The organism is Mesorhizobium sp. B3-1-6 (genome assembly GCF_006439555.1).
Taxonomy (GTDB): domain Bacteria; phylum Pseudomonadota; class Alphaproteobacteria; order Rhizobiales; family Rhizobiaceae; genus Mesorhizobium.
The window spans coordinates 19,037-39,879 of sequence record NZ_VFTM01000010.1; the positions used below are offsets into that span (position 1 = coordinate 19,037).

Genomic DNA, 20,843 nt, shown 5'->3' on the forward strand with positions numbered 1-20,843 from the left:
ATGGAATGGCGCGACGAGGGAATAGTTCTCGGCACTCGCAAGCATGGCGAAACCAGCGCCATCCTCGAGGTGATGACGCGTGCGCATGGCCGCCATCTCGGCCTGGTGCGGGGAGGGCGCTCGCGCAAGCAGCAGCCGGTGCTGCAGCCCGGCAACCGCGTCGACCTTCTGTGGCGGGCGCGGCTCGACGAGCATCTGGGCACCTTCCAGGCCGAGGCGATCGAGATGAACGCCGCGCGGCTGATGGACAGTGCGGTCGCCGTCTACGGCCTGCTGACCATGGCCGCGCATCTCAGGCTCCTGCCCGAGCGCGATGCCCATGGCGGCCTTTACGAGGCGCTTGCCGTGATGATCTCGCATCTGGGCGATGCCGATGCGGCGGGCGAGCTGGTGGCGCGCTTCGAGCTGCTCATCCTCGATGAATTGGGCTTCGGCCTCGACCTCAGCCAATGCGCGGCGACCGGCTCCAGGCAGGATCTCGCCTATGTCTCGCCGAGATCCGGACGCGCAGTGTCGCGCGAAGCCGGTGCGGCCTGGCACGACAAGATGCTGGCGCTGCCCGCCTTCCTGCAACGCGGTTCCGGCCTGCGCGCCGATGCGGCGGCGCTGGAAGACGCCTTCCGGCTGACCGGCTTCTTCTTCACCCGCCATGTCTACGAGCCGCGCGGCGTCGAGCCGCCCGACGCCCGCGCCGGCTTCCTGGCCGCGCTGCGCCGGCACCATACGGCGGTGAAGGCGATTGCGGGCGGGGCAGGATAGCTGAGGCGAGCGCCTAATAGGCTCCCCGCCGCTCCAGGAAATCGTCGAGCATGGCGCGCTGGCCCTTCAGGATCCTGAGCCCGGCTTCGGGCAATGGAAACCAGCCGGCTCGATCCACTTCCGGGAATTCCTTCATGCGTCCCGATTTTGGCGGCCATTCCATGGTGAACATGTTGCTCCTGATGGCATCCGCATCGATGTCGGCCTCGACGCTCCACGCGATGACGATCTTGCCGCCCGGCTGCCTGTAGCCGCCGAGCGGCCGGAAATCGCCGGCGACGGCGACGCCGAGCTCCTCTTCGGCCTCGCGTTTGGCGGCCTCCAGCTCATCCTCATTGTCGCCGATCAGTCCTTTCGGGATGGACCACGCGCCTTCATCCTTTCTTGCCCAGAACGGCCCGCCCGGGTGGACGAGCAGGAATTCGAACACACCGGCAATGCGCCTGTGGATCAGCAGGCCCGCGCTTTTCTGCGGCATCGGTCACCTCGCGGCATCTTCTTCGCCCGCGCGAGAATAGCACGAGTATTTCGCTGCCGAGGTCACGCAGTCCCGTCGGCAATGCCATCAGCCCCGGCGGCCCGGCATGGGATGAACCGGCAAGTTGCTGGCAATCGGCGACGAAACATGCTCGATCTTGTCAGTCGGCCCGATCTCGTCAGTCGGCCCGATCTTGTTAGTCGGCCCAATCTTGTTAGTAGGCAAGACGCTGATTTCGACCAGCCGTCTCATCGCCGCATTTGTTGGCCACGACTGGTCTGGTTTTGAGGGAAACCGCCATGTTTTTCAGCCTGATCGCCATTGCCGCCGTCATAGCTCTTTTCGTCATCGTTTCACGCCAGCAGAACCGCATCGCGCTGGTCGAGCGCGAGCTCGGCGTCCTGCGCGGCCTGGTGCAGTCGGGCGCTTCGCTGTCCGCGCCCAAGGCGGCGGACGCCACGCAGGAGGGTCTTCCCGAGGAGGCCAAGGCAGCCGTGGCGCCTGCCGCGCGGTCGGCGGACGGCGCGGCCGAAGAGATCGCCGCGAAGCCCGAGGCGGCCGAAGAGGCGGCGGCAGCGGCAGGACCTTGGACGAAGGCCCAAGCGCCCGCGGCGCAATCCGCCGGGCCGTCCAAACCGGCGCAACCTGTCTCCGCCACCGAGACGCCCGGAGCAGAACCGCCCGCGCCCGCGAAGGCGGCGCGCCAGAGCGATGTCGAGACGGCGCTGGGCACGCGCTGGGCGGTCTGGGTCGGCGGCATCGCACTGGCGCTGGGCGGCCTGTTCCTGATCCGCTACACCATCGAAGCCGGCATCTTCGGCCCCGGCGTGCGCCTGACGATGGCCGGCGTCCTCGGCCTGGTGCTGATTGGCGGTGCCGAATTCATCCGCCGCACCGGCTTCAAGGTGCCGGTGCAAGGCGCCGCCGGCGCCTACATCCCCGCGATCCTGACCGGGGCGGGCGCCTTCATCCTGTTCGGCACGGTCTACGCCGCGCACGGCATCTACGGCTTCATCGGCCCGGCGACGGCCTTCGTGCTGCTTGGCGCCATCGGCGTCGCGACCATTGGCGCATCGCTCCTGCATGGCATGGCGCTGGCCGGCATCGGCCTCGTCGGCGCCATGGTCACGCCGGCGCTGGTCGCCTCGCAGGCGCCCAATCCCTGGGCGCTGTTCGTCTATCTGGCGATCGTGCTCGCCGCCACGGCGGCAATCGCCCGCATCCGCGACTGGAGGGCATTGGTTGCCGCCGCTTTCGCCGGCACCGGCATCTGGACCATTCTTTACATGGTCGACGCGCCGGACGTGAATCTTGCCGCCGTCCTGTTCATCGGCCTGGCGACGCTCGCCGTGCTGGCTTTCGTCTGGCTCGGCCTTTTCTTGGTTACTGGCCGCGACGATGCGGCGCGCGGCTTCGACTGGCCGTCGATCGTGCCCGGCTTCTTCATCGCGTTGAGCGCGCTTGGGCTGTCCGTCGATCCGGCCTTTGCCAGCGCCGGCGATGCCTTGCACGGCGCGGTCCTTTTGGCGGCGCTGGTCGCGGTGGCGCTCTACCGGCCGCGCGCGCTGCCGCTGGTCTTCGCCGCCGGCATCGCGACAGTGCTGATCTATCTCGGCATCATCCCGCCCGCCACGATCGGCGCCAATGCGCTCGATGTCGGGCTGGACGCTCAGCCCCTGGCGTCGTCCGACACGCTGACTTTCCGCATCGGCATCGCGCTTGGCCTGATCTTCCTCGCGGCCGGTTTCTGGGCGGCGCGTCGGTTTGCCGCCACCGCTTCGCTGCGCGCGGCCTGCTGGGCCGCCTGGGGCGTCATTGCTCCGCTGACGGTGCTCACCGCGCTGTGGCTTACCTTCGGCGATATCGACCGCGACCTCGGCTACGCGTTGCCGGCGTTGTTGCTGGTGCTCGCCTTCGCCGCCGGCGGTGAATGGATCGCGCGCGCCGAGGAGCCGCCGTTGACCGGCGGCCCGGCTGTGTCCTTCGCGCTTGGCGGCGCCGGCGTCGCCGGCCTGTTGATGCTGCACATGGCCTTCGGTTCCGGCTGGACGACAGTGCTCCTGGGCGCCGCCGCGGTCGTCCCGGCGCTGGCCACGCGCTGGCGGTCCTACCCCGTGCTGGGCTGGGTCGCGGTGGGCGCGGCGGTCGCCGTGCTCGCCCGTGTCGCCTTCGATCCGACCATCGTCGGCGCGGCGTTTCTGTCCAGGACGCCGGTCTTCAACTGGCTGCTGCCTGGCTATGGCGTGCCGGCGCTCGCCTCCGGCTTCGCCGCCTGGCAACTCGCCCGCACCACCAATGGCCGGCCGCGCCTTGCCATGGAGGCAGCCTCGGCGCTGTTCGCGCTGCTCACCATCGCCATGCTGGTGCGCCACGCCATGCATGGTGGCGTTATCGACACCGGCACCGTGACCCTTGCCGAACAGGCGATCTACACGCTGATCGCGCTCGGCGCCGGCGCCATGCTGGTCGCCATCGACATGCGCTCGCCAAGCTCGGTGCTGCGCTATGGCTCGATGGCCGCCGGCGTGATCTCGGCGGGCCTGATCGCCGTGCAGCATTTCGTGGTGCTGAACCCGCTGCTGACGGACGAGTCGACCGGCACGATTCCTGTCTTCAACCTTTTGTTCCTCGCCTATCTGCTGCCGGCGATCGCGGCGGGCGCGCTGGCGCTCTATGTCCGCGACAAGCGTCCGAGATGGTATGCGGCGATGCTGGCGCTGATCGCCTCGCTGCTTGCCTTCGCCTATGCTACGCTTTCGGTGCGCCGCCTGTTCAAAGGCGAGTTCATCGCCTTGTGGAGCGGGCTTGGCCAGCTCGAGACCTACACTTACTCGGCGCTCTGGCTGGTCATAGGCGTTGCGTTGCTCACCGCCGGCGTCTGGCTGAAGTCGCAAGTGCTGCGCATCGGCTCCGCGGTGCTGATCGCGGTCGCGGTGCTGAAAGTCTTCCTGTTCGATATGTCGGAGCTGGAAGGCGTGCTGCGCGCGCTCTCCTTCATCGGCCTCGGCGCCGTGCTGATCGGCATCGGCCTGTTCTACCAGCGGCTGCTGACGCGGGCGGCGAGGAAAGGGTGAAAGTCTGGGGTTTCCTGGACTGCTGCCACTATTTCCGGACAACGCCGCGCAGGCGGCGCTCTTCGGCTGCCTCTTTGATGAGGCCAGCAATCTTGCGGACGAATGCCGGACTGAAGGAACCGATCGGCTTCGTCGTCACGAGGTCGTAAGCTTCGTCAACACGCGCACGGTTGTACTCGTCGAGGATCAGCCATGACGGAAAATCGAGGCCGCCCCTACGACACTCGATCTCACTGATGGCAATATAAGTGCGGGTCGCGTGGGGTTGCTGCGAGGTGAGCGGGAACAGGAACAGCGCTGCCGGCGTAGTCGGCGTTCTGACCACGATGCAGACAGGGCGCGCTTTGCGGCCGGACTCCTCACCAGCGTCAGCCTGCCGTGCCCACAAATAGTAATATCGAAGCAGATCGCCGGGCTTAAACATCCGGCTCATCGCCACTTATGATGGCTTCCAACCCCGACATCAGTTCGTTGTGGATCTCGTCAGGCGCATTCTCGAGCGTGTAAGCCGCGGCATGAGACGAACCAACGAGTTGCCGGTATTGCCTGGCCGACAGGATGATCAGCTTTTCCTTGCCGCGTTTTGTCAGCGCGACAGGCTCGATCATTGCTGTTTCGAGGATTTCGCCCGATACGCGGTTCATGTCTGAAAAGGTGAATTGTTTCATCGATTGCCTCATACGCGATATACGCAATATACGTATCTTACGTAATTAAACAATGAGTCGGTTTGGGACTCGAACGGGAATAAGCCGGCCCACGCCTTCGTTATTCATTTGCTTGGGTAATCGCAGCGGTTCGGCCGCTTCGCGCTGACTGCTTGCACCGCGCCTGGAAGGCGCGTTCTATCGGGATGGAAAGCGACCTCGAAACAAGCGGTCATGGACGACAAGAAGGCAGCGATCCTGAGCGAAATACCGCGGTTGCGGCGCTATGCGCGCTCGCTGCTGCGCGACCGCGATTCCGCCGACGATCTCGTCCAGGATTGCCTGGAGCGGGCGCTTGTGCGGCTCGACAACTGGCAGACTGGAGAGAGCCCCCGGAGGTGGCTGTTTACGATCATGCATCACTTGTTCATCGACCAGATGCGCAAGGTCAACCGGCGCGGCGAGGCGGCGATATTGCCGCTCGAAGCCGGTGAGGCCCAGTCCGCGCCCGCCGATCAGGTCGAGACCATCGCCTCGCGCGAGATCATGGATGCCTTGCAGGCGATCAGCCCCGATCGCCGCGCGGCGTTGGTGATGGTCGCCATCGAGGGCTTTTCCTATGCCGAGGCCGCCAACATCCTTGGCGTGCCGGCCGGCACGCTGATGTCGCGCATCGCCCGCGGCCGCGAGGAATTGCGAGGCCTGCTTGAGGACTCATCGCGCCGCCGCTCGCTGAGGATCGTCGAGAAATGACCCGTCGTGATTTTTCCGAACGCGATATCCACATGGCCCTCGACGGCGAGCTGCCGGGCGACGAACGCATGGCCTATGACGCCTGGCTTGAGGCCAATCCCGAGATGAAGGCGAAGTCCGCGCGCTACATCGCCGATCGCGCCGCCATGCGCGCTGCTTTCGCTGGCGTGATGGACGAGCCGGTGCCGGCGAGGCTGCGGCAGGCATTGCTCGGCCAGGCCCCTGCAAAGGCATCGGCCTGGCGCTCGCGCTGGTGGCTCTCGGCCGCGGCTGCCGTGGTGCTCGCCGTCGGCGGCTTTGGCGGCTATATCGCCGGCATCGACGGCATCGCCCGTGGCGGCGACGGCGACGACCAGCTCGCCGAGCAGGCGATCGCCGCCCATGTCGTCTACGCCGCCGAGAAGCGCCATGCCGTCGAAGTCCCGGCGAGCGACAAGGATCATCTCCAGACCTGGCTGTCGAACCGCGTCGGGCTGAAGCTGGTTGCGCCCGACCTGACGGCCGAGGGCTTCGAATTGATCGGCGGCCGGCTGCTGCCGGCCGGTGAGCAAGGCAAGGCGGCGATGCTGCTCTACGAGGACGCCAAGGGCGAGCGCATCTCGCTCTTCGTCACCGCCGAATCGGCTCAAACATCGAAGGGCACCTATACGGCCGAGGCAGGCGGTCCGGAGGCGGTCTACTGGCTGGACAAGGGCTATGCCTGCGCCGTCGTCGGCTCGTTGCCGCCGGAGCGATTGTCGGATGTCGCAAAGAGCGCCTATGGCCAGCTCCTGGCCGGCATATCGAGCTGAACCGGCTGCGTTTTTCGGCGGCCGGCAGCCCGTCGAACGGCAATTCCGTTCAAGCGCCTGGCCCTTTCCTGCCGTGGCGGAAACTGTCACAATTCGGCCCTAATCAAGGAGCGATAGCGCTTGATGAATGCCCGCGCTTCGGCCAGTGTTCGCGACGCATCCACCGGGGCCGTTTTCTTAAACCCAATCGAGGTTCTCCCAAGCCCGCATGCCTGCCGAGATCCGCAAGGCCCGCGCGTCAGACGTCGATGACCTCGCCGCCATCGAGAAGGCCGTTTTTCCGGGCGACAGGCTCTCGCGCCGCTCTTTCCGCCAGTTCATCGAACGTGAAACCGCCGAGATGCTGGTGGCCGAGAGCGAGGGCCGAGTCGCCGGCTATGCCGTGGTGCTGTTTCGCAAGGGCAGCGGAGTCGCGCGGCTCTATTCCATCGCCGTCGGCCCCTTCTTCGGCCGGCTCGGCATCGGTCGCCTTCTGTTGGCGGCCGCCGAGGAAGCGGCCTTCGAGCACGATCGGCTGCTGCTGCGCCTCGAAGTGCGCGAGGACAACGACCGCGCCATCCGTATCTACGAGCAGGCCGGTTATCGAAGACTGGGCCGCGAGCCCGACTACTACGAAGACGGCGCGACGGCGCTGCGCTATGAAAAGACGCTGCGCGGCGACACCCCGACCGCGACCAAGGTGCCGTTCTACCAACAGACCTGCGAGTTCACCTGCGGCCCGTGCTGCCTGATGATGGCGATGGCCAATTTCGACCGTGGCTTCGTGCCCGACCCGGTCATGGAAATCCGCCTGTGGCGCGAGGCGACCACGGTCTTCATGATGTCCGGCCCTGGCGGCTGCGAGCCTTTCGGCCTGGCGGTCGCCGGCTACGAGAGCGGGCTCGCGGCCGAGATATTCGTCTCCTTCTACGGCGCGTTGTTCCTGCAGTCGGTGAGGAGCGAGGACAAGCGCCGGGTGATGGAGCTCGCCCAGGTCGATTTCCGCCGCCGCGCCGAACTCTACGGCATTCCCGTCAATTACCGTCCGTTCGGCATCGGCGACATCCGCGACGCCCTGGCCGAGGGCAAGCTGGTGGTGGTGCTGGTCAGCGGTTTCCTGATGTTCGGCAAGAAGGTGCCGCATTGGGTGCTGGCCATCGGCGACGACGGCGATCATATCTTGATCCACGACCCATGGGTGGAGGATGAAAGGCAGGAAACGATCCTCGATGCCGCGAACATTCCGGTGCCTTACGACATTTTCATGAACATGGCGCAGTTCGGCCGCGACGGTTTACGCGCCGCCATCACTCTGGGAAAACGCTGAGACAATGACCTGGGTTATCCTCACAGGCAGGCAGAACGACATCGATCAGGTGGCCACACCCCACAAGATCATCACCAACCGCGACTATCTCGCGCATCCGGCGCTGTTCCGCGGCCAACGGCCGAAGGTGATCAACCTGTCGAACAATTACGGCTACCAGAGCCGCGGCTACTACGCCTCGCTGCTGGCCGGCTCGCGCGGCCACCGGGTGATCCCGACCGTCGAGACCATGATCGACCTGTCGGAGCGCAAGCTTTACGAGCACGCGTTGCCGGAACTAGAGCTTGCCTTGAACAAATGCAGGAAGGACCTCGGCGGGACTTTCCCGGCCAAGGTCGCGATCTTCTTCGGCATCGGTCCGTCGAAAGTCTGGGACCGTTTCGCCAAGCTTTTGTTCGACTGGTTCCGCGCGCCGGCGCTCGAGGTCCACATCAAGGACAGCGCCGAATGGGCCTCGATCCGCAAGATCGGCTTCCTGCCGCTCGCCCGCATGACCGAGGATGAGGAAGAATTCTTCCTGCAATGCCTGGACACCTACACCAACCGCGAGTGGCGCGACACCAAGGGCCGCACGCCGGCGCGCTATACTTTCGCCACGCTGGTCGATCCGCATGAGGAACTGCCGCCGTCGGAAATCTCCTCGCTGCGCTATTGGGCGAGGATTGCCGAGAAGATGGGCGTCGAAGTCGAGCCGATCACCAGGAAGGACTTGGCCAAGCTCGCCAACTACGACGCGCTGTTCATCCGCGAGACCACCTCGATCTCCAACCACACCTACCGCTTCGCGCGCCGCGCCCAGCAGGAAGGCATGCCGGTGATCGACGATCCGCTGTCGATGATCCGCTGCACCAACAAGGTCTATCTCAACGAACTGATGACCTACAACAAGGTGCCGGTGCCGCCGACGGTGATGATCGCCGGCACGTCTGACTTTGAAGTGGCGGCGCAGACGCTCGGCTTCCCTCTGGTGCTGAAGATCCCGGATTCGTCTTTCTCGCGCGGCGTCAAGAAATGCGAGAACATGGCCGAGTTGACCAAGCTCGCGACCGAATGGCTGGACGATTCCGATCTCTTGATCGCGCAGAAATTCATTCCGACCGAATATGACTGGCGCGTCGGCGTGCTCGGCGGCCAGCCGCTCTTTGCCGTGCACTATCTGATGGCGAAGAAGCACTGGCAGATCGTGAACCACAAGGCCAGCGGCAAGCCCGACCAGGGCGGGATCAAGACATTCACGCTGAAGCAGACGCCGCCTCATGTCGTCGAGACGGCGGTCAAGGCCGCAAAATGCATCGGCGACGGGCTCTACGGCGTCGACCTCAAGGAGACCAAGGACGGCGTCTTCGTCATAGAGGTCAACGACAATCCCAATCTCGACCATGGCTGGGAGGATTCGGGCGAGAAGGACGAGCTGTGGGTGCGGCTGACGCAATGGTTCCTGGAGCGCCTGGAGAGGCCGGATAAGTAGCGGCCGGACAAATAGCGGCCGGAGAACCAACCGCCTGATTTGAGGGAACAAAATGCTGTTTTTCGTGATCGAGGATTTCCACGGCTCGGACCGCAAGGGGATCTACCGCCGCTTCCGCGACAAAGGCCGGCTGAAGCCCGACGAGCTCGTCGTGCATCACAGCTGGATCGCGGGCGACATGAGCCGCTGCTTCATGCTGGTGGAAGCCGACGATGCGACGGTGCTGCAGCGCTGGGTCATCGAATGGGCGGATTTGGTCGAATTCGAGATCGTTCCGGTGGCTAACAGCAAGGATATGGTAGCGGCATTGGCCGGGCATCTGTGAACGCATGTTTCGCGGGCCGTCAGATTGACGGCGTGACCAGCGCCGGCGATCTGACCGCGCGCCGGCACTCCTTGATCAGCCATTCGCGGAACGCTGCCACCACGTCGCGCCTTGCGCTGCGCTCGGGGATCGTCAGGCAATAGGGCTGGCGCAGCTCCAGGGATTGCGCGGCGGCCCGCACCAGCTTGCCATCCTCCAGCGCCCGGGCGCAATAGATGCCTTGCGCCAGCGCCACGCCTAGTCCTGAAATGGCGAGATCGAGCGCTGCCCGAGACGAGTTGGCCGAAAGCCCGCGCTGTGCCGCGCGGCCGGGCTCGCTTCCCGCAGCCTCGAACCAGTTGCGCCAGGATGGAAAGGATGCCCCCGTCGGTCCCCAGTCGGTGTGAATGAGCGGCAGGCCGGCAAGGCCGTCGGATTCGGTCGCGCCGGCCAGCGTCGGCGCGCAGACGGGATAGACGGCATCCCTGACGATCTCCTCGGTTGGATGCTCGCGATAGTGCGGACCGTAGGAGAGACGGATGTCGATCAGTTCATGATCGAACGGCACCGGATCGTCGTCGCCTCTCAGCGATATGTCGGCGGCGCCATGCGATGCGACAAAGCCGGCGATGCGCTCGGAAAGCCAGCCCATCGCCATGGAGGGCGGCACCGAAACGACGAGCCTCGGCCGGAACGCATCGCCGCCGACATCGCGTGCGACGCTGCCGATTTCGCGGAAGGCCATGCTGAGCCTCGGCAGCATCTCCACCCCGGCCTCGGTCAGCACCGCGCGCCGGTTGACCCGGTGGAACAGCTTTCGTCCCATCTGCTCCTCGACGGTGCGGATAAGTTGGCTGACGGCCGCCGCCGAAATCGACAGTTCCTCCGCCGCGGCCGCGAAGCTGCCCGTGCGCGCCGCCACTTCGAAGGCCTGAAGTCCGCGCAAGGAGGGAAGAGCGACCATGGCGATCCAATAGATAAGTCTACCTTATCTATTTCGCAGAAATCCTCGTTTTTCGAAAGGTTTATTTCTGGGTATCGTGGCCTCATGAACGCAATCGACCACGATGCAGCCATCGACCACCGCTCCGTGATAGCCTCGCTGACGAATGAGGAGCGCAGCCGGCTGACCGGAAAATCGGACGGGCCGGGCCTTGCCCAGCTCGCGCTCCATCTCGGCGCGATCATCCTCCTCGGCGCGCTGATCGTGGCCAAGGTGCCGTTCTGGCCGGTCCTGATGCTGCCGCAGGGCGTCCTGATCGTGTTCCTGTTCACGCTGCTGCATGAAACGGTCCACAGGACGGCGTTCGAAACACAGTGGCTGAACGATATGGTCGCGCGCTTCTGCAGCCTGGCGATCGCGCTGCCGGCCGACTGGTTCCGCTATTTCCACTTCGCCCATCACCGCTTCACCCAGGACCCCGAGAACGATCCGGAACTGGCCTTTCCGAAGCCCGAGACGATGCGGCAATACATCGTCCACGTCTCCGGTCTTCCGGTATGGTGGGGCCATTTCAAGACGCTCTACACCAATGCAATGGGGCGCTGCCGCGACAGCTACGTGCCGCCAAAGGGCTTGCCGAAGGTGAAGGCCGAGGCGCGGGCGATGATCGCCTTCTATGTCGTCCTGCTGGCGCTTGCGGTCTGGTTCAAGGCATCGGTGCTGCTTTATGTCTGGATCGTGCCGGCGCTGCTCGGCCAGCCGTTCCTCAGGCTCTATCTGCTGGCCGAGCACGGCCGCTGTCCCTTCGTCGCCAACATGCTGGAAAACACCCGTACGACGCTGACCAACTGGTTCGTGCGCAAGCTCGCCTGGAACATGCCTTACCATGCCGAGCACCACGCCTATCCCGGCGTGCCGTTCCACCAGTTGCCGCAATTCCACCGGCTGATCGAGCGGCACCTCAAGGTGGTCGAGCCCGGCTATGTGAGCTTCCATGAGAAATATATCGAGACGCTGCGCTAGCGCGTATTGATATTCAGGTGATGCCGGCCTGCAAATGCCGGCTTCCCGCGCTTCCGGTGCTCACGTACTTCAAGTACGCTCCGCTCCGGTTCTCGGAATCCGCCATTTTCGGCGCGGCCTAACCCGAATCTCAACACGTGCTCGGGAAATCAGCCCGATTGGCGCAGCAGCGCCTGCGCACGCAGCAGCCGGCTCACCTCGGCGGCCTTCGCCGGCACGCCGATCAGATAGCCTTGCGCCTCGCCGCAGCCGGCCTTGCGAAGCATGTCCAGCTGCGCCTCGGTCTCCACACCTTCGGCGGTGACGGTGATGCCGAGCTCGGCGCCGAGCCCGATCACCGTGCGCACGATAGCCGCCGTGTCGCGCTTGTCGAGATCGCTGGTGAAGGAGCGGTCGATCTTGATCTTGTCGACGGGGAAACGCCGGAGGTAGCCGAGCGAGGAATAGCCGGTGCCGAAATCGTCGAGCGCGATGCGCACGCCGAGACCGCGCAACTGGCTTAGCGTCTTCAGCACGGCGTCGCTCTCGTCCATCATCACCGTTTCGGTGATTTCGAGCTCCAGTCGGTTGGCCGGCAGGCCGGAGAAGGCAAGCGCCGCGATCACGCTGCGGGCGAAGCCGCCGCTCTTGATCTGCGCGGCCGAGACGTTGACGGCCATGCGCATGTCCGGCGGCCAGTTCGCCGCCACGTTGCACGCCTTGCGAAGCGCCCAGTCGCCGAGTTGCACGATCAATCCGGTTTCCTCGGCGACGGAGATGAAGTTCTCCGGCGACACCAGGCCGCGCGACGGCGAGCGCCAACGCATCAGGGCTTCCGCGCCGACAATTCTGCCGGAGCCGATGTCGAGGATCGGCTGGAAATCGAGTTCGAATTCGCGCCTGGAGAGCGCCGCCTCGAGATCGGCCTCGAGCGCCCGGCGCTCGCGCATCAGCGCATCCATGCCCGGCTCGAAGAAGCGATAGACATTGCGTCCTTCGCTCTTGCCCCGGTAGAGCGCCATGTCGGCGTTGGTGAGCAGTGTGTCGGCGTCGTGCCCGTCGCCGGGATAGAGCGCGATGCCGAGGCTCACGCCCACATGCATTTCGCGCCCCTTGTCGCGATAAGGCTTGCCGACGATCTCGACGATGCGCTTGGCGAGCTTTTCGGCATCGGCGACGCTCCTGATGCCGAACTGGATGATGGCGAACTCGTCGCCGCCGAAGCGCGCCACCACGTCCTTGCTGCTGCGCACCGAATGCTGCAGCCGCTTGGCGACGCATTGCAGCAGCCAGTCTCCGGCCGGGTGGCCGAACGTGTCGTTGACCGCCTTGAAGCGATCGAGGTCGAGCGAGAGGATCGCCAGCGGCTTGGCCTCGCCAAGCGCCTGGTCCAGCCGATCGCGAAACATCGAGCGGTTGGGCAGGTTGGTCAGCGTGTCGTGATGCGCAAGATGCGTCATGCGCTCTTCGGTGCGTCGGCGCTCGGTGACGTCCTCGAAAGTCGCCACCCAGCCGCCGCCGGCCAGCGGCCGCCGCAAGACGAAGAGCGTTCGGCCGTCGACCAGTTCGCGATAGCTGGAGCGCGACTGGCCGGCATCCAGGCTGGCCCTCGTCTTCCCGACCTCGACGTCGATTTCCAGCGGCGCGAAGATGCCGAGGCGAATGAGTTTGTCCAGCATCTGGCGATGCGTCATGCCCAGCGCGAAATCCGACGCCTTGGCATTGCATAGGTCCAGAAAGCGCTGGTTGCGCACGATGAGCCGGCCCTTGGCGCTGTACATCAGCAGGCCTTGCGACATGTTGGCCAACGCGGCGTCGAAGCGGCGGTGCTGCTCCTTCAGCTCCGCCTCGGCGCGCCGCTCCTCGGTCACATCCTCGTAGATCGACACCCAGCCACCGACGGCGATCGGCCGGTGCGAAATGACGACGATGCGCCCGTCCGACAGGACTTCCTCATAGGTCGAGGCCTTGGCGCCGTCGATGTAAGGCTTGCGGATGGCATAAAGCTCGCTCGCGCTCTGCGAGGCGATGCCGATGTCGACGCTGTGCTGCAGTATGTCGAAGAAAGGAATGCCGGGCTTCACCACCTTGGCGTCCAGGCTGAAGATGTCGAGATAGTTGTGGTTGCAGATGATCATCCGCTCATCGGCGTCGAACATGCACAGGCCATGCGACATGTTCTCGACAGCCGCCGCGAAGCGCTCGTTCTGAGCCCGCAATTCTTCCGCGATCCGCCGCGCCGGACCAATGGCGGCCGTTCTTCGCTTGCCGGCGGTGGAAGCAGTCTTGACATGTGCGCCGGGCATGAGCACGCCTTCGGACCGTGACCGAACGCAATACTGTCGCGGTCGCCGGTTAATTTAGCGTTCTTTTATGGGGTTGTATTCACGGCAAGCGAAGACTGGCGCTTGGCTTCCAGCGTCTTGAAACGCTTGAGAAAAGCCGTTTGCGCCCAGGTCACGGATTTTGGCGTGAAGTCGAAGCGGTCGGCGGAGAAGCCGCGCGGCCGCCCGAAATACTCGGTCGCCTCAGCGGTCGAAAAGCCGGCCAGCAGCGTTGCTTCGTAATAGGCGGCGATCTGGTCGGCGCGTTTGATGTCGTTGCGCAAGGAGGCGACGAGCTCCGCCGGCAGCGAGAAACGCAGATGGATGGCGCGCTGCAGGCGCAATTCGCAATCCTTGTAGGAACCGCCCATCACCGATTTGAACGGTGAGATCATGTCGCCGATGACGTATTCGGGCGCGTCGTGCAGCAGCGCTGCAAGCCGCGCCTCGGCCGGAGCGGCAGGCACCAGTTCACCGTAGAGAGCTTCGACCAGCAGCGAATGCTGCGCCACCGAGAAGGCATGGTCGCCGCTGGTCTGGCCGTTCCAGCGGGCGACCCGGGCAAGGCCGTGCGCGATATCGGCGATCTCGATGTCGAGCGGCGACGGATCGAGCAGATCGAGCCGCCGGCCGGACAGCATGCGTTGCCAGGCGCGCGGCGGCGCGCCGGCCCGGTCGGCCGCCATCAGGCCTCCTCCGCGCTGACCGCACCTTCGGGGAAGGTGAACTTCGCCCAGGCGGGAATGGCGAGCGCTACCGGAACCTCATCCGCCATGATCGCCTCGCCGGCGTCGACCGCCGCCTTGACACGGTCGATGCGGGCAACGGCAAGACCGGTCCGGCCGTCGACAGACCCGAGCGTGCCCACCGGCCGCCCGGCGACCGTGAGTTCGGTCCCGGCAGCGGGCAGGGGACCATCGGCCGACGCGATCAGCACACGGCGCCGCGCGGTGCCGCGATGCTGCATGCGCGAGACCACTTCCTGGCCGATATAGCAGCCCTTCTTGAAGCCCACGCCGCCAGTTTCGTCGAGCAGCACGTCATGCGGAAAGGCATCGCCGAGCTGGTAGTCGGAACCGCTCTCCGCGATGCCGTTGCCGATGCGCAGCACCAGCCAGGCATTTGAGTCGCCGCCGTCCTTTGCCTCGCCTCCGTAAGCGCGCCTCACCGACACATCGCGGAAGCGCGTGTCGGCAAGCGCCATTGAATCGGAAGGTGAGGCGGTTGAATCATCGCCCCATTCGACCGTGACAAGCGCCTGATCCTGTTTGGCAATATCGGCCTTCGCCCTTAGCCGGTAAAGCATCAGCCGGCGCACGAAATCGTCCGCGATATCGGTGCGGCATTCGAGGCGAAAACCATTCTCGCCGGCGCGCGAGATCAGAAAATCGAACAGGATCTTGCCCTGCGGCGAAAGCAACGCGCCGGGCTTGGCTTCCCCGGGCCGAAGCGCGTCGAGGTCGGTGGTGAGGATGTTCTGCAGGAAATGCTCGGCATCGGGGCCTGACACGGAAATGAGCGCGCGGTCTTTGAGTTGGGCAAAGGGCATGGGCGTAAAATCGGCCTAATCTTGCAAAACGTTCGGCCATTACGTAAGCCGGCCACACTCCCCCCGCAAGAGATTGGACCTGCCATGGCAACCACCTTCGACCTCATCCTGTCAGGCGGCACGGTGGTCAATCATGACGGCGAGGGCCGGCGCGACATCGGCGTGAAGGCCGGACGCATCGCGCGGATCGGCGATCTCGGCCAGGCTTCGGCCGGCGAAACCATCGACTGCACGGGCCTGCACATCCTGCCGGGCGTCGTCGACAGCCAGGTGCATTTCCGCGAACCGGGGCTGGAGCACAAGGAGGATCTGGAGACCGGCTCCCGCGCCGCGGTGCTGGGCGGCGTCACCGCCGTCTTCGAAATGCCCAACACCAATCCGCTGACCACCAGCGAGGCCGCACTTGCCGACAAGGTGCGCCGCGCCACCGGGCGCATGCATTGCGACTTCGCCTTCTGGGTCGGCGGCACGCGCGACAATGCCGGCGATGTCGGCGAACTGGAACGGCTGCCGGGAGCGGCCGGCATAAAAGTGTTCATGGGTTCGTCCACCGGCGACCTGCTGGTCGAGGACGATGAAGGCGTCGCCTCGATCCTGCGCAACACCCGCCGCCGCTCCGCCTTCCATTCCGAGGACGAGTTCCGCCTGCGCGAGCGGCTCGGCGAACGCATCGAGGGCGATCCGTCGTCCCATCCGGTCTGGCGCGACGAGATCGCGGCGCTGCGCTGCACCGAGCGGCTGGTGCGCATTGCCAGGCAGACGCGCGCGCGCATCCATGTGCTGCACATCTCGACAGCCGAGGAGATCGTCTTCCTCGAACAGCACAAGGATGTCGCGACCTGCGAGGCGACGCCCCACCATCTGACGCTGAGCGCCGACGACTATGCGCGGCTGGGTACGCTGATCCAGATGAATCCGCCGGTGCGCGCCGCTCGCCACCGCGACGGCGTCTGGCATGGCATTTCGCAAGGCATCGTCGATGTGCTGGGCTCCGACCACGCGCCGCACACGCTAGCAGAAAAGGCAAAGCCCTATCCGGCCTCGCCGTCGGGCATGACCGGCGTGCAGACCCTGGTGCCGATCATGCTCGATCATGTGAACGCAGGCCGGCTCACTTTGCAGCGCTTCGTCGACCTTTCCAGCCATGGTCCGCAGCGCATATTCGGCATGGCCAGGAAAGGCCGCATCGCCGCCGGCTACGATGCCGATTTTACGGTCGTCGACCTGAAGCGCAGCGAGACCATCACCAACGCCCAGGCCGGCTCCAAGGCCGGCTGGACGCCCTATGACGGCAGGGAGGTCACCGGCTGGCCGGTCGGCACGGTCGTGCGCGGCAGGCGCGTCATGTGGGAAGGCGAGATCGTCACGCCCGGCCAGGGCGCGGCGGTGGAGTTCTCCGAGGCGCTGCCGGCCTAGCCCTTGCCAAGAATTGGATTTATTAAGCGCTCTGCATTATCTTGGATGCACCATGACCGCGAATATTGCGGCGATCATTCCTGCGGAGTTTCCTGAACTTCAGGCGCTCGCCTGGAACCGCGATGTCATGTGTCCTATCCCGCTAAAGAGGCCTTTGCGCTTTACGAACGCAACTGGCGCTTTGTCGACCAAAAGCGCCTTACGGCGCGTGAGAAGCTGCTTATCATGAAATTGGCCGACGAATTTGGCCACGGTATCCTTCTGACCACGGCTTGAGCCGTAGCGACAATCCCAGCCGCTGTCGTTGCGCTGTCCCGCCAACATTGCCGTACCTGTTGCGTCTCAATCCCCGGCGACGAAGAACAGCCACTGTCCGGTCGGCGTGATGCCGACGCGGTAGAAGATGTAGGCGCCGAACTGCTTCATGTCGTCATAATCGCTGGCCGTGACCAGCTTGAACAACTCGACACGCTGCCTGGGATCGAGCTTGTCGAGCGGCAGCGCGAAGAAATACGGCCAGACATAGAGTTCCTGCGGCGTGCCGGTGTCGATATGGACGTAGCCGGCCGAAAGCACCTCTTCCAGGATGGCGAGGATTTCCTGGCCGTCGCCGTCGCCCGAGAGGCTCTTCAGGAAGGTGATCGGGTCGCCGTCGATGTCGCCCAGCGACAATTGCGTCATGGAATCGCCCTTGCCGATCAGCGATCTCAGCTTCTCGATGTCACCGGTCCGGCAGGCTTCGATGATCAGCCCATGCATGCGCTTGACCGGTTCGGGAAGCGTGTCGAGGTCATAGACGACCGCAGGCGGTGGTGCGTCCGGATCGGCGCGCGGGCTGGTGATGCCGCCATTGGCGGGCGTCTCCGGCTCCGACTTGTCCGTATCGTCGGCAGGTTGGTCCGAGGGCTTGGTGCCGGGCGCCTGCGGCATCGGCACGGTGGTGCCGGGCGCGGCGCTGTCGCCAGTTGCGGGCGGGGTGCCCGGCGAAGGCAGGTCCTCGCGCTGGATTTCGCTCAGCGCGTAGGAAGGCGTGCTCGTGAGGCACAGGGGCAGCGTCAGGCAGGAAGCGGCGATCAGGATGCTGAGGGCCAGCCCGCGCGGCCGGCCTGACATCGAAAATCTCACCGCTTGCCTCTCCATGGTTCCCGGGTTCGGCCCCGGCCGGCGCTCCGAGCGTCCAGGCGCATGGACATGATGCCCAAATGGCGTGTCGCCGTCAAAACTCGTGGTCAAAAAGTCGCTGTCAAAACAGGTGGCTAATGCTTCAGCCGTTCGGGCTCGAAGGCGCCGGCGATCACCTTTTCCCGCATGCGGTCGAGGAGCGCGAGCGCAGAGGTCTCGCCATTGGCGCGCAACATCTCGCCGAAAGCGGTCTCCAGCGCTGCCTCGGCGATGATTTCCGGCTCGATGCCGGCCGATAGGCCTTCGGCCCACGCTTCGCTGTGGCTCTCAACGGCAGTCAGCCGCTTTTCTTCCCTGACCAACGCGTCGATGTCGCTGACGCCATGTTCCATTGCGATGTCCACTTCTGCAAGCATCGATCCGACGAGAGATCAGGCTTGGTCTGTCAGTTCGTCCGCAGCCTCATTTAAGTCTTTGTAAATACGACATTTTTACGGTCGTAATCTACATTGCGATCGAGACTGCGCTCAATCGATGCCGAGCTTAGCCGATTAGACCGGCTTGGGGCATCAAAACCTTCAGTTTGAGTTAATTCCACAATCGCGCGCTAACGTTTCATTAACGCTGTTGCGCAAGTGCAACACATGATTGCACCAGAGCGGGACAGGACACAATAAGGCACGTCACATTGGCGCCGATTGCCCGCAAAAAATCTGCGCAAAACGCGCAGCGGCCGAGCCGGCCTCAATTCCCGTAGCGGGAAGCGATGTCGCGCGACAACGTCTCGCCTTCCTTCATGTAGCGGGCGATGGCCTCGGTCGCCGACGGCGTGCATTGGGTGTAGGTGCCGCTGAAGGAGCGGTAGCCGCGGTTGAACGATGCGATGAAGCGGGCGCGCCGGTCGGGATCGGGATTTTCCGATTCGAGCAGCTTTTCCATCTCGGCCCGCCACTGGTCGCCCTTCTCGCCGCACAGGTTGCGCAGGAAATGCAGCGATCCGAGCACTTCCGCCAGCCGCATCAGGCCGGGCTCGAACGGCGCTTCGGCGGCGGGGGCCGGGGATGCCGCGACGATCATGCTGACAGCGAGGCACGCGGCGAGAAGAGCAGAAGCGCGGGTCATCAAAGCCTTGGCGTGAGGGAGTTAAAGCTTTGTGGCGAAACATTTCGTCGCCCGCAAGGCGATTTTTATGGGTGTCTAATCGCCCGCAGCGGCCCCTAGCAATTCCTCGGCGACCGAGAACACGTCGCCCGCCAGCGGCATCTGCGTCATTTGCGCCAGCGTGTAGAACGCCGCCGTCTCGGCATCGTCGCTGGCCACGGGCTCGCCGCCGGCATAGGCCGCGCCGAACACCGTCAGCAGATAGTCGACCGCGTGGTTTTCACTGCTGCCGTCGATATGGATGTCGCGCAGCGGCCGGTAACCTGCCGCTTCGAGCCCGGTCTCTTCCTGCAACTCGCGCGCCGCGGCTTGGGCCAGCGTCTCGCCCGCTTCGACCTTGCCGCCGGGATAGGCGTAGAGCCCCTGCGACGGCGCCCGCGCGCGCTTGACCAGAAGCACCGTCTCGCCGCGCACGACGGCGACGGAAACGGCCGGTATGAGCTTGCGCTGTTCCATGCGTATCGATCTTTCCGCAGCCTTTTGTGGACCGATTGGGTGAAACAAGCTTTAGCCGTTGCGGCGTGGCGGTTCCATCGCCACTTTCATTGCACGTCAATCGAAGAGCCAGATCCATGTGCGGACGCTTTGCCCTGACCGCCACGCCGGACCAGACCGCCGCCTTCCTCGGCCTGGCCGAGCTGGAGGAATTTCCGGCGCGCTACAACATCGCGCCGACGCAGCCGGTGCTGATGGCGCTTGCCGGCCCGCAGCGGGAGCCGGGCTCGAACCTGCCGGACCGCCAGGCGATGCTGGTTCGGTGGGGCCTGATTCCGGCCTGGGTCGAGGACACCAAGGCGTTTCCGCTGCTCATCAACGCCCGCTCCGAGGGTGTGCTGCAAAAGGCCTCGTTCAAGACCGCGATGCGCCACAGGCGCGCTCTTGTGCCGGCATCGGGTTTCTACGAGTGGCAGCAGTCGGGCAGCGGCAAGGGGCAACCCTACTGGATCCGCCCGCGACGCGGCGGCATGGTCGCCTTCGCCGGCCTGATCGAGACCTATGCCGAGCCGGGCGGTTCGGAGATGGATACCGGAGCGATCGTCACGACTGAGGCCAATGCCGGCATCGCCCATATCCACGACCGCATGCCGGTGGTGATCGAGGAACGCGACTTCGCCCGCTGGCTGGATTGCCGCACGCAGGAGCCGCGCGACGTGCTCGATCTGCTGAAGCCCGCCGAACCCGATTTCTTCGAGGCGATTCCGGTTTCCGACCTGGTCAACAAGGTCGCCAACACCGGGCCGGAGATTCAGGAGCGCGGCATCGTTTCGCCGCAGGCCGAAAAACCCGGGCGCCAGAAGCATGGCCCGGACGAAAACCAGATGAGCTTGTTCTAGCGAAGGTTATCAGCCTTGCGAGGCTGCTTCCGGAGGCCTTCATCTCCAGGGCGCTCTTTGGCGCCCTCATCGCCGGCGTCCCCATTGTCGGGGACCGTGCCGGTCGTGCCCTTTCAGGCAACGCGCGGCGAAACGATCTTCTGCGCGGGCTTCTTCTTCTTTGCGGTGTGGAGGAGGGCCGCGACGATTGCTGCCGGGCCGATCGCGCGGTAGTGGCTGGCCAGTGCGGGCTGCGTTTGTCGGTTCTGTTCCTGCTTGGTGCGAGCCATGATTCTCTTCCCTGGTAACGGTTTCGTGTCCAGCGTTTGGCGGCCGATTCCGACCAAATCGTGACATCTGACGGTCTAGCCGGCGAATGTTTCATCACTGTGCCGACATGTTTAATAAAATGTTTCGTCCTGTCTTTACCTAT

Annotated in this window: 22 protein-coding genes and 1 pseudogene; 11 read left to right on the plus strand and 12 right to left on the minus strand. The window is 64.8% G+C overall.

The features are described from left to right. A complete protein-coding gene (gene recO / locus FJ414_RS10900; RefSeq protein WP_140644388.1) occupies window positions 1-759 on the plus strand; it encodes a DNA repair protein RecO in 759 nt (252 codons plus the stop codon). Between the two features lie 13 nt (window positions 760-772). On the opposite strand, the gene FJ414_RS10905 is transcribed toward recO, so the two are convergent. Further along, window positions 773-1,237, minus strand: coding sequence for an NUDIX domain-containing protein (locus tag FJ414_RS10905; protein WP_140644390.1), 465 nt, complete (start codon window positions 1,235-1,237; stop codon window positions 773-775). 299 nt (window positions 1,238-1,536) lie between these two features. On the opposite strand from FJ414_RS10905, the gene FJ414_RS10910 reads away from it, so the two are divergent. After that, window positions 1,537-4,311, plus strand: a complete 2,775-nt coding sequence (locus FJ414_RS10910) for a DUF2339 domain-containing protein (RefSeq protein WP_140644392.1) — start codon at window positions 1,537-1,539, stop codon at window positions 4,309-4,311. A 28-nt stretch (window positions 4,312-4,339) separates the two neighbouring features. On the opposite strand, the gene FJ414_RS10915 is transcribed toward FJ414_RS10910, so the two are convergent. Both FJ414_RS10915 and FJ414_RS10920 read right to left on the minus strand, forming a co-directional pair. After that, on the minus strand, window positions 4,340-4,735 hold the full coding sequence (locus FJ414_RS10915) for a hypothetical protein (RefSeq protein ID WP_181175229.1): 396 nt from the start codon (window positions 4,733-4,735) through the stop codon (window positions 4,340-4,342). Next, window positions 4,728-4,979 carry a type II toxin-antitoxin system Phd/YefM family antitoxin gene (locus tag FJ414_RS10920; protein WP_140644394.1) on the minus strand — a complete coding sequence of 84 codons (252 nt, stop codon included), beginning with the start codon at window positions 4,977-4,979 and terminating at the stop codon, window positions 4,728-4,730. The genes FJ414_RS10915 and FJ414_RS10920 overlap by 8 nt, the downstream gene beginning before the upstream one ends. Before the next feature lie 213 nt (window positions 4,980-5,192). Here FJ414_RS10920 and FJ414_RS10925 point away from each other — a divergent pair, with 213 nt between their 5' ends. The 5 genes from FJ414_RS10925 to FJ414_RS10945 all read left to right on the plus strand — a co-directional run bounded on the left by FJ414_RS10925 (window position 5,193) and on the right by FJ414_RS10945 (window position 9,601). After that, the gene (locus FJ414_RS10925; RefSeq protein ID WP_140644396.1) at window positions 5,193-5,711 is read left to right on the plus strand and encodes an RNA polymerase sigma factor; all 519 of its coding nucleotides are present in this window, start codon (window positions 5,193-5,195) and stop codon (window positions 5,709-5,711) included. Beyond that, on the plus strand, window positions 5,708-6,502 hold the full coding sequence (locus tag FJ414_RS10930; protein ID WP_140644398.1) for an anti-sigma factor: 795 nt from the start codon (window positions 5,708-5,710) through the stop codon (window positions 6,500-6,502). Before FJ414_RS10925 ends, FJ414_RS10930 begins: the two co-directional genes overlap by 4 nt. A gap of 208 nt (window positions 6,503-6,710) precedes the next feature. Beyond that, complete coding sequence (locus FJ414_RS10935) at window positions 6,711-7,808, plus strand: peptidase C39 family protein (RefSeq protein ID WP_140644400.1); 1,098 nt, start codon at window positions 6,711-6,713, stop codon at window positions 7,806-7,808. Window positions 7,809-7,812: 4 nt separating this feature from the next. Next, a complete protein-coding gene (locus tag FJ414_RS10940) occupies window positions 7,813-9,276 on the plus strand; it encodes a RimK family protein (protein WP_140644402.1) in 1,464 nt (487 codons plus the stop codon). Between the two features lie 52 nt (window positions 9,277-9,328). Continuing rightward, complete coding sequence (locus FJ414_RS10945) at window positions 9,329-9,601, plus strand: DUF3303 family protein (protein ID WP_140644404.1); 273 nt, start codon at window positions 9,329-9,331, stop codon at window positions 9,599-9,601. A 19-nt stretch (window positions 9,602-9,620) separates the two neighbouring features. Here FJ414_RS10945 and FJ414_RS10950 read toward each other — a convergent pair whose 3' ends face one another. Beyond that, window positions 9,621-10,544: a LysR substrate-binding domain-containing protein gene (locus FJ414_RS10950; protein ID WP_140644405.1), complete on the minus strand. Its 924-nt coding sequence runs from the start codon at window positions 10,542-10,544 to the stop codon at window positions 9,621-9,623. Between the two features lie 111 nt (window positions 10,545-10,655). Here FJ414_RS10950 and FJ414_RS10955 point away from each other — a divergent pair, with 111 nt between their 5' ends. Next, window positions 10,656-11,546: a fatty acid desaturase family protein gene (locus tag FJ414_RS10955; RefSeq protein WP_140644543.1), complete on the plus strand. Its 891-nt coding sequence runs from the start codon at window positions 10,656-10,658 to the stop codon at window positions 11,544-11,546. A 149-nt stretch (window positions 11,547-11,695) separates the two neighbouring features. Here FJ414_RS10955 and FJ414_RS10960 read toward each other — a convergent pair whose 3' ends face one another. The 3 genes from FJ414_RS10960 to FJ414_RS10970 all read right to left on the minus strand — a co-directional run bounded on the left by FJ414_RS10960 (window position 11,696) and on the right by FJ414_RS10970 (window position 15,398). Then, on the minus strand, window positions 11,696-13,831 hold the full coding sequence (locus FJ414_RS10960) for an EAL domain-containing protein (RefSeq protein WP_140644406.1): 2,136 nt from the start codon (window positions 13,829-13,831) through the stop codon (window positions 11,696-11,698). A 65-nt stretch (window positions 13,832-13,896) separates the two neighbouring features. Next, window positions 13,897-14,535 carry an HD family hydrolase gene (locus FJ414_RS10965; RefSeq protein WP_140644407.1) on the minus strand — a complete coding sequence of 213 codons (639 nt, stop codon included), beginning with the start codon at window positions 14,533-14,535 and terminating at the stop codon, window positions 13,897-13,899. After that, the gene (locus tag FJ414_RS10970) at window positions 14,535-15,398 is read right to left on the minus strand and encodes a folate-binding protein YgfZ (protein ID WP_140644408.1); all 864 of its coding nucleotides are present in this window, start codon (window positions 15,396-15,398) and stop codon (window positions 14,535-14,537) included. Before FJ414_RS10970 ends, FJ414_RS10965 begins: the two co-directional genes overlap by 1 nt. A gap of 84 nt (window positions 15,399-15,482) precedes the next feature. Between FJ414_RS10970 and FJ414_RS10975 the strand changes: the two genes are divergently transcribed. Beyond that, window positions 15,483-16,814 carry a dihydroorotase gene (locus FJ414_RS10975; protein WP_140644409.1) on the plus strand — a complete coding sequence of 444 codons (1,332 nt, stop codon included), beginning with the start codon at window positions 15,483-15,485 and terminating at the stop codon, window positions 16,812-16,814. Window positions 16,815-16,866: 52 nt separating this feature from the next. Further along, a pseudogene (locus FJ414_RS31750) lies at window positions 16,867-17,090 on the plus strand (hypothetical protein). A 66-nt stretch (window positions 17,091-17,156) separates the two neighbouring features. Here FJ414_RS31750 and FJ414_RS10985 read toward each other — a convergent pair. From FJ414_RS10985 to FJ414_RS11000, 4 genes are all read right to left on the minus strand, one after another. After that, on the minus strand, window positions 17,157-17,939 hold the full coding sequence (locus FJ414_RS10985) for a hypothetical protein (protein WP_140644410.1): 783 nt from the start codon (window positions 17,937-17,939) through the stop codon (window positions 17,157-17,159). A gap of 131 nt (window positions 17,940-18,070) precedes the next feature. Beyond that, window positions 18,071-18,328, minus strand: coding sequence for a hypothetical protein (locus FJ414_RS10990; protein WP_040984202.1), 258 nt, complete (start codon window positions 18,326-18,328; stop codon window positions 18,071-18,073). 352 nt (window positions 18,329-18,680) lie between these two features. Continuing rightward, entirely contained in the window at window positions 18,681-19,058 is a 378-nt protein-coding gene (locus FJ414_RS10995; RefSeq protein WP_140644411.1) for a TIGR02301 family protein, read from the minus strand. Window positions 19,059-19,133: 75 nt separating this feature from the next. Further along, window positions 19,134-19,553, minus strand: a complete 420-nt coding sequence (locus FJ414_RS11000; protein WP_140644412.1) for an NUDIX domain-containing protein — start codon at window positions 19,551-19,553, stop codon at window positions 19,134-19,136. Between the two features lie 116 nt (window positions 19,554-19,669). On the opposite strand from FJ414_RS11000, the gene FJ414_RS11005 reads away from it, so the two are divergent. Next, the gene (locus FJ414_RS11005; RefSeq protein ID WP_140644413.1) at window positions 19,670-20,431 is read left to right on the plus strand and encodes an SOS response-associated peptidase; all 762 of its coding nucleotides are present in this window, start codon (window positions 19,670-19,672) and stop codon (window positions 20,429-20,431) included. A gap of 113 nt (window positions 20,432-20,544) precedes the next feature. Here the strand turns inward: FJ414_RS11005 and FJ414_RS11010 are convergent, their stop codons facing one another. Then, window positions 20,545-20,700 carry a hypothetical protein gene (locus FJ414_RS11010; protein WP_140644414.1) on the minus strand — a complete coding sequence of 52 codons (156 nt, stop codon included), beginning with the start codon at window positions 20,698-20,700 and terminating at the stop codon, window positions 20,545-20,547. Window positions 20,701-20,843 lie beyond the last annotated feature (143 nt).

Excerpts from the sequence above, each read along its gene's own strand:
- recO (WP_140644388.1), top strand. The coding sequence starts at position 1 with ATGGAATGGCGCGACGAGGGAATAGTTCTCGGCACTCGCAAGCATGGC.
- FJ414_RS10905 (WP_140644390.1), bottom strand. The coding sequence starts at position 1,237 with ATGCCGCAGAAAAGCGCGGGCCTGCTGATCCACAGGCGCATTGCCGGT.
- FJ414_RS10910 (WP_140644392.1), top strand. The coding sequence starts at position 1,537 with ATGTTTTTCAGCCTGATCGCCATTGCCGCCGTCATAGCTCTTTTCGTC.
- FJ414_RS10915 (WP_181175229.1), bottom strand. The coding sequence starts at position 4,735 with ATGTTTAAGCCCGGCGATCTGCTTCGATATTACTATTTGTGGGCACGG.
- FJ414_RS10920 (WP_140644394.1), bottom strand. The coding sequence starts at position 4,979 with ATGAAACAATTCACCTTTTCAGACATGAACCGCGTATCGGGCGAAATC.
- FJ414_RS10925 (WP_140644396.1), top strand. The coding sequence starts at position 5,193 with ATGGACGACAAGAAGGCAGCGATCCTGAGCGAAATACCGCGGTTGCGG.
- FJ414_RS10930 (WP_140644398.1), top strand. The coding sequence starts at position 5,708 with ATGACCCGTCGTGATTTTTCCGAACGCGATATCCACATGGCCCTCGAC.
- FJ414_RS10935 (WP_140644400.1), top strand. The coding sequence starts at position 6,711 with ATGCCTGCCGAGATCCGCAAGGCCCGCGCGTCAGACGTCGATGACCTC.
- FJ414_RS10940 (WP_140644402.1), top strand. The coding sequence starts at position 7,813 with ATGACCTGGGTTATCCTCACAGGCAGGCAGAACGACATCGATCAGGTG.
- FJ414_RS10945 (WP_140644404.1), top strand. The coding sequence starts at position 9,329 with ATGCTGTTTTTCGTGATCGAGGATTTCCACGGCTCGGACCGCAAGGGG.
- FJ414_RS10950 (WP_140644405.1), bottom strand. The coding sequence starts at position 10,544 with ATGGTCGCTCTTCCCTCCTTGCGCGGACTTCAGGCCTTCGAAGTGGCG.
- FJ414_RS10960 (WP_140644406.1), bottom strand. The coding sequence starts at position 13,831 with ATGCCCGGCGCACATGTCAAGACTGCTTCCACCGCCGGCAAGCGAAGA.
- FJ414_RS10965 (WP_140644407.1), bottom strand. The coding sequence starts at position 14,535 with ATGGCGGCCGACCGGGCCGGCGCGCCGCCGCGCGCCTGGCAACGCATG.
- FJ414_RS10970 (WP_140644408.1), bottom strand. The coding sequence starts at position 15,398 with ATGCCCTTTGCCCAACTCAAAGACCGCGCGCTCATTTCCGTGTCAGGC.
- FJ414_RS10975 (WP_140644409.1), top strand. The coding sequence starts at position 15,483 with ATGGCAACCACCTTCGACCTCATCCTGTCAGGCGGCACGGTGGTCAAT.
- FJ414_RS10990 (WP_040984202.1), bottom strand. The coding sequence starts at position 18,328 with ATGGAACATGGCGTCAGCGACATCGACGCGTTGGTCAGGGAAGAAAAG.
- FJ414_RS10995 (WP_140644411.1), bottom strand. The coding sequence starts at position 19,058 with ATGACCCGCGCTTCTGCTCTTCTCGCCGCGTGCCTCGCTGTCAGCATG.
- FJ414_RS11000 (WP_140644412.1), bottom strand. The coding sequence starts at position 19,553 with ATGGAACAGCGCAAGCTCATACCGGCCGTTTCCGTCGCCGTCGTGCGC.
- FJ414_RS11005 (WP_140644413.1), top strand. The coding sequence starts at position 19,670 with ATGTGCGGACGCTTTGCCCTGACCGCCACGCCGGACCAGACCGCCGCC.
- FJ414_RS11010 (WP_140644414.1), bottom strand. The coding sequence starts at position 20,700 with ATGGCTCGCACCAAGCAGGAACAGAACCGACAAACGCAGCCCGCACTG.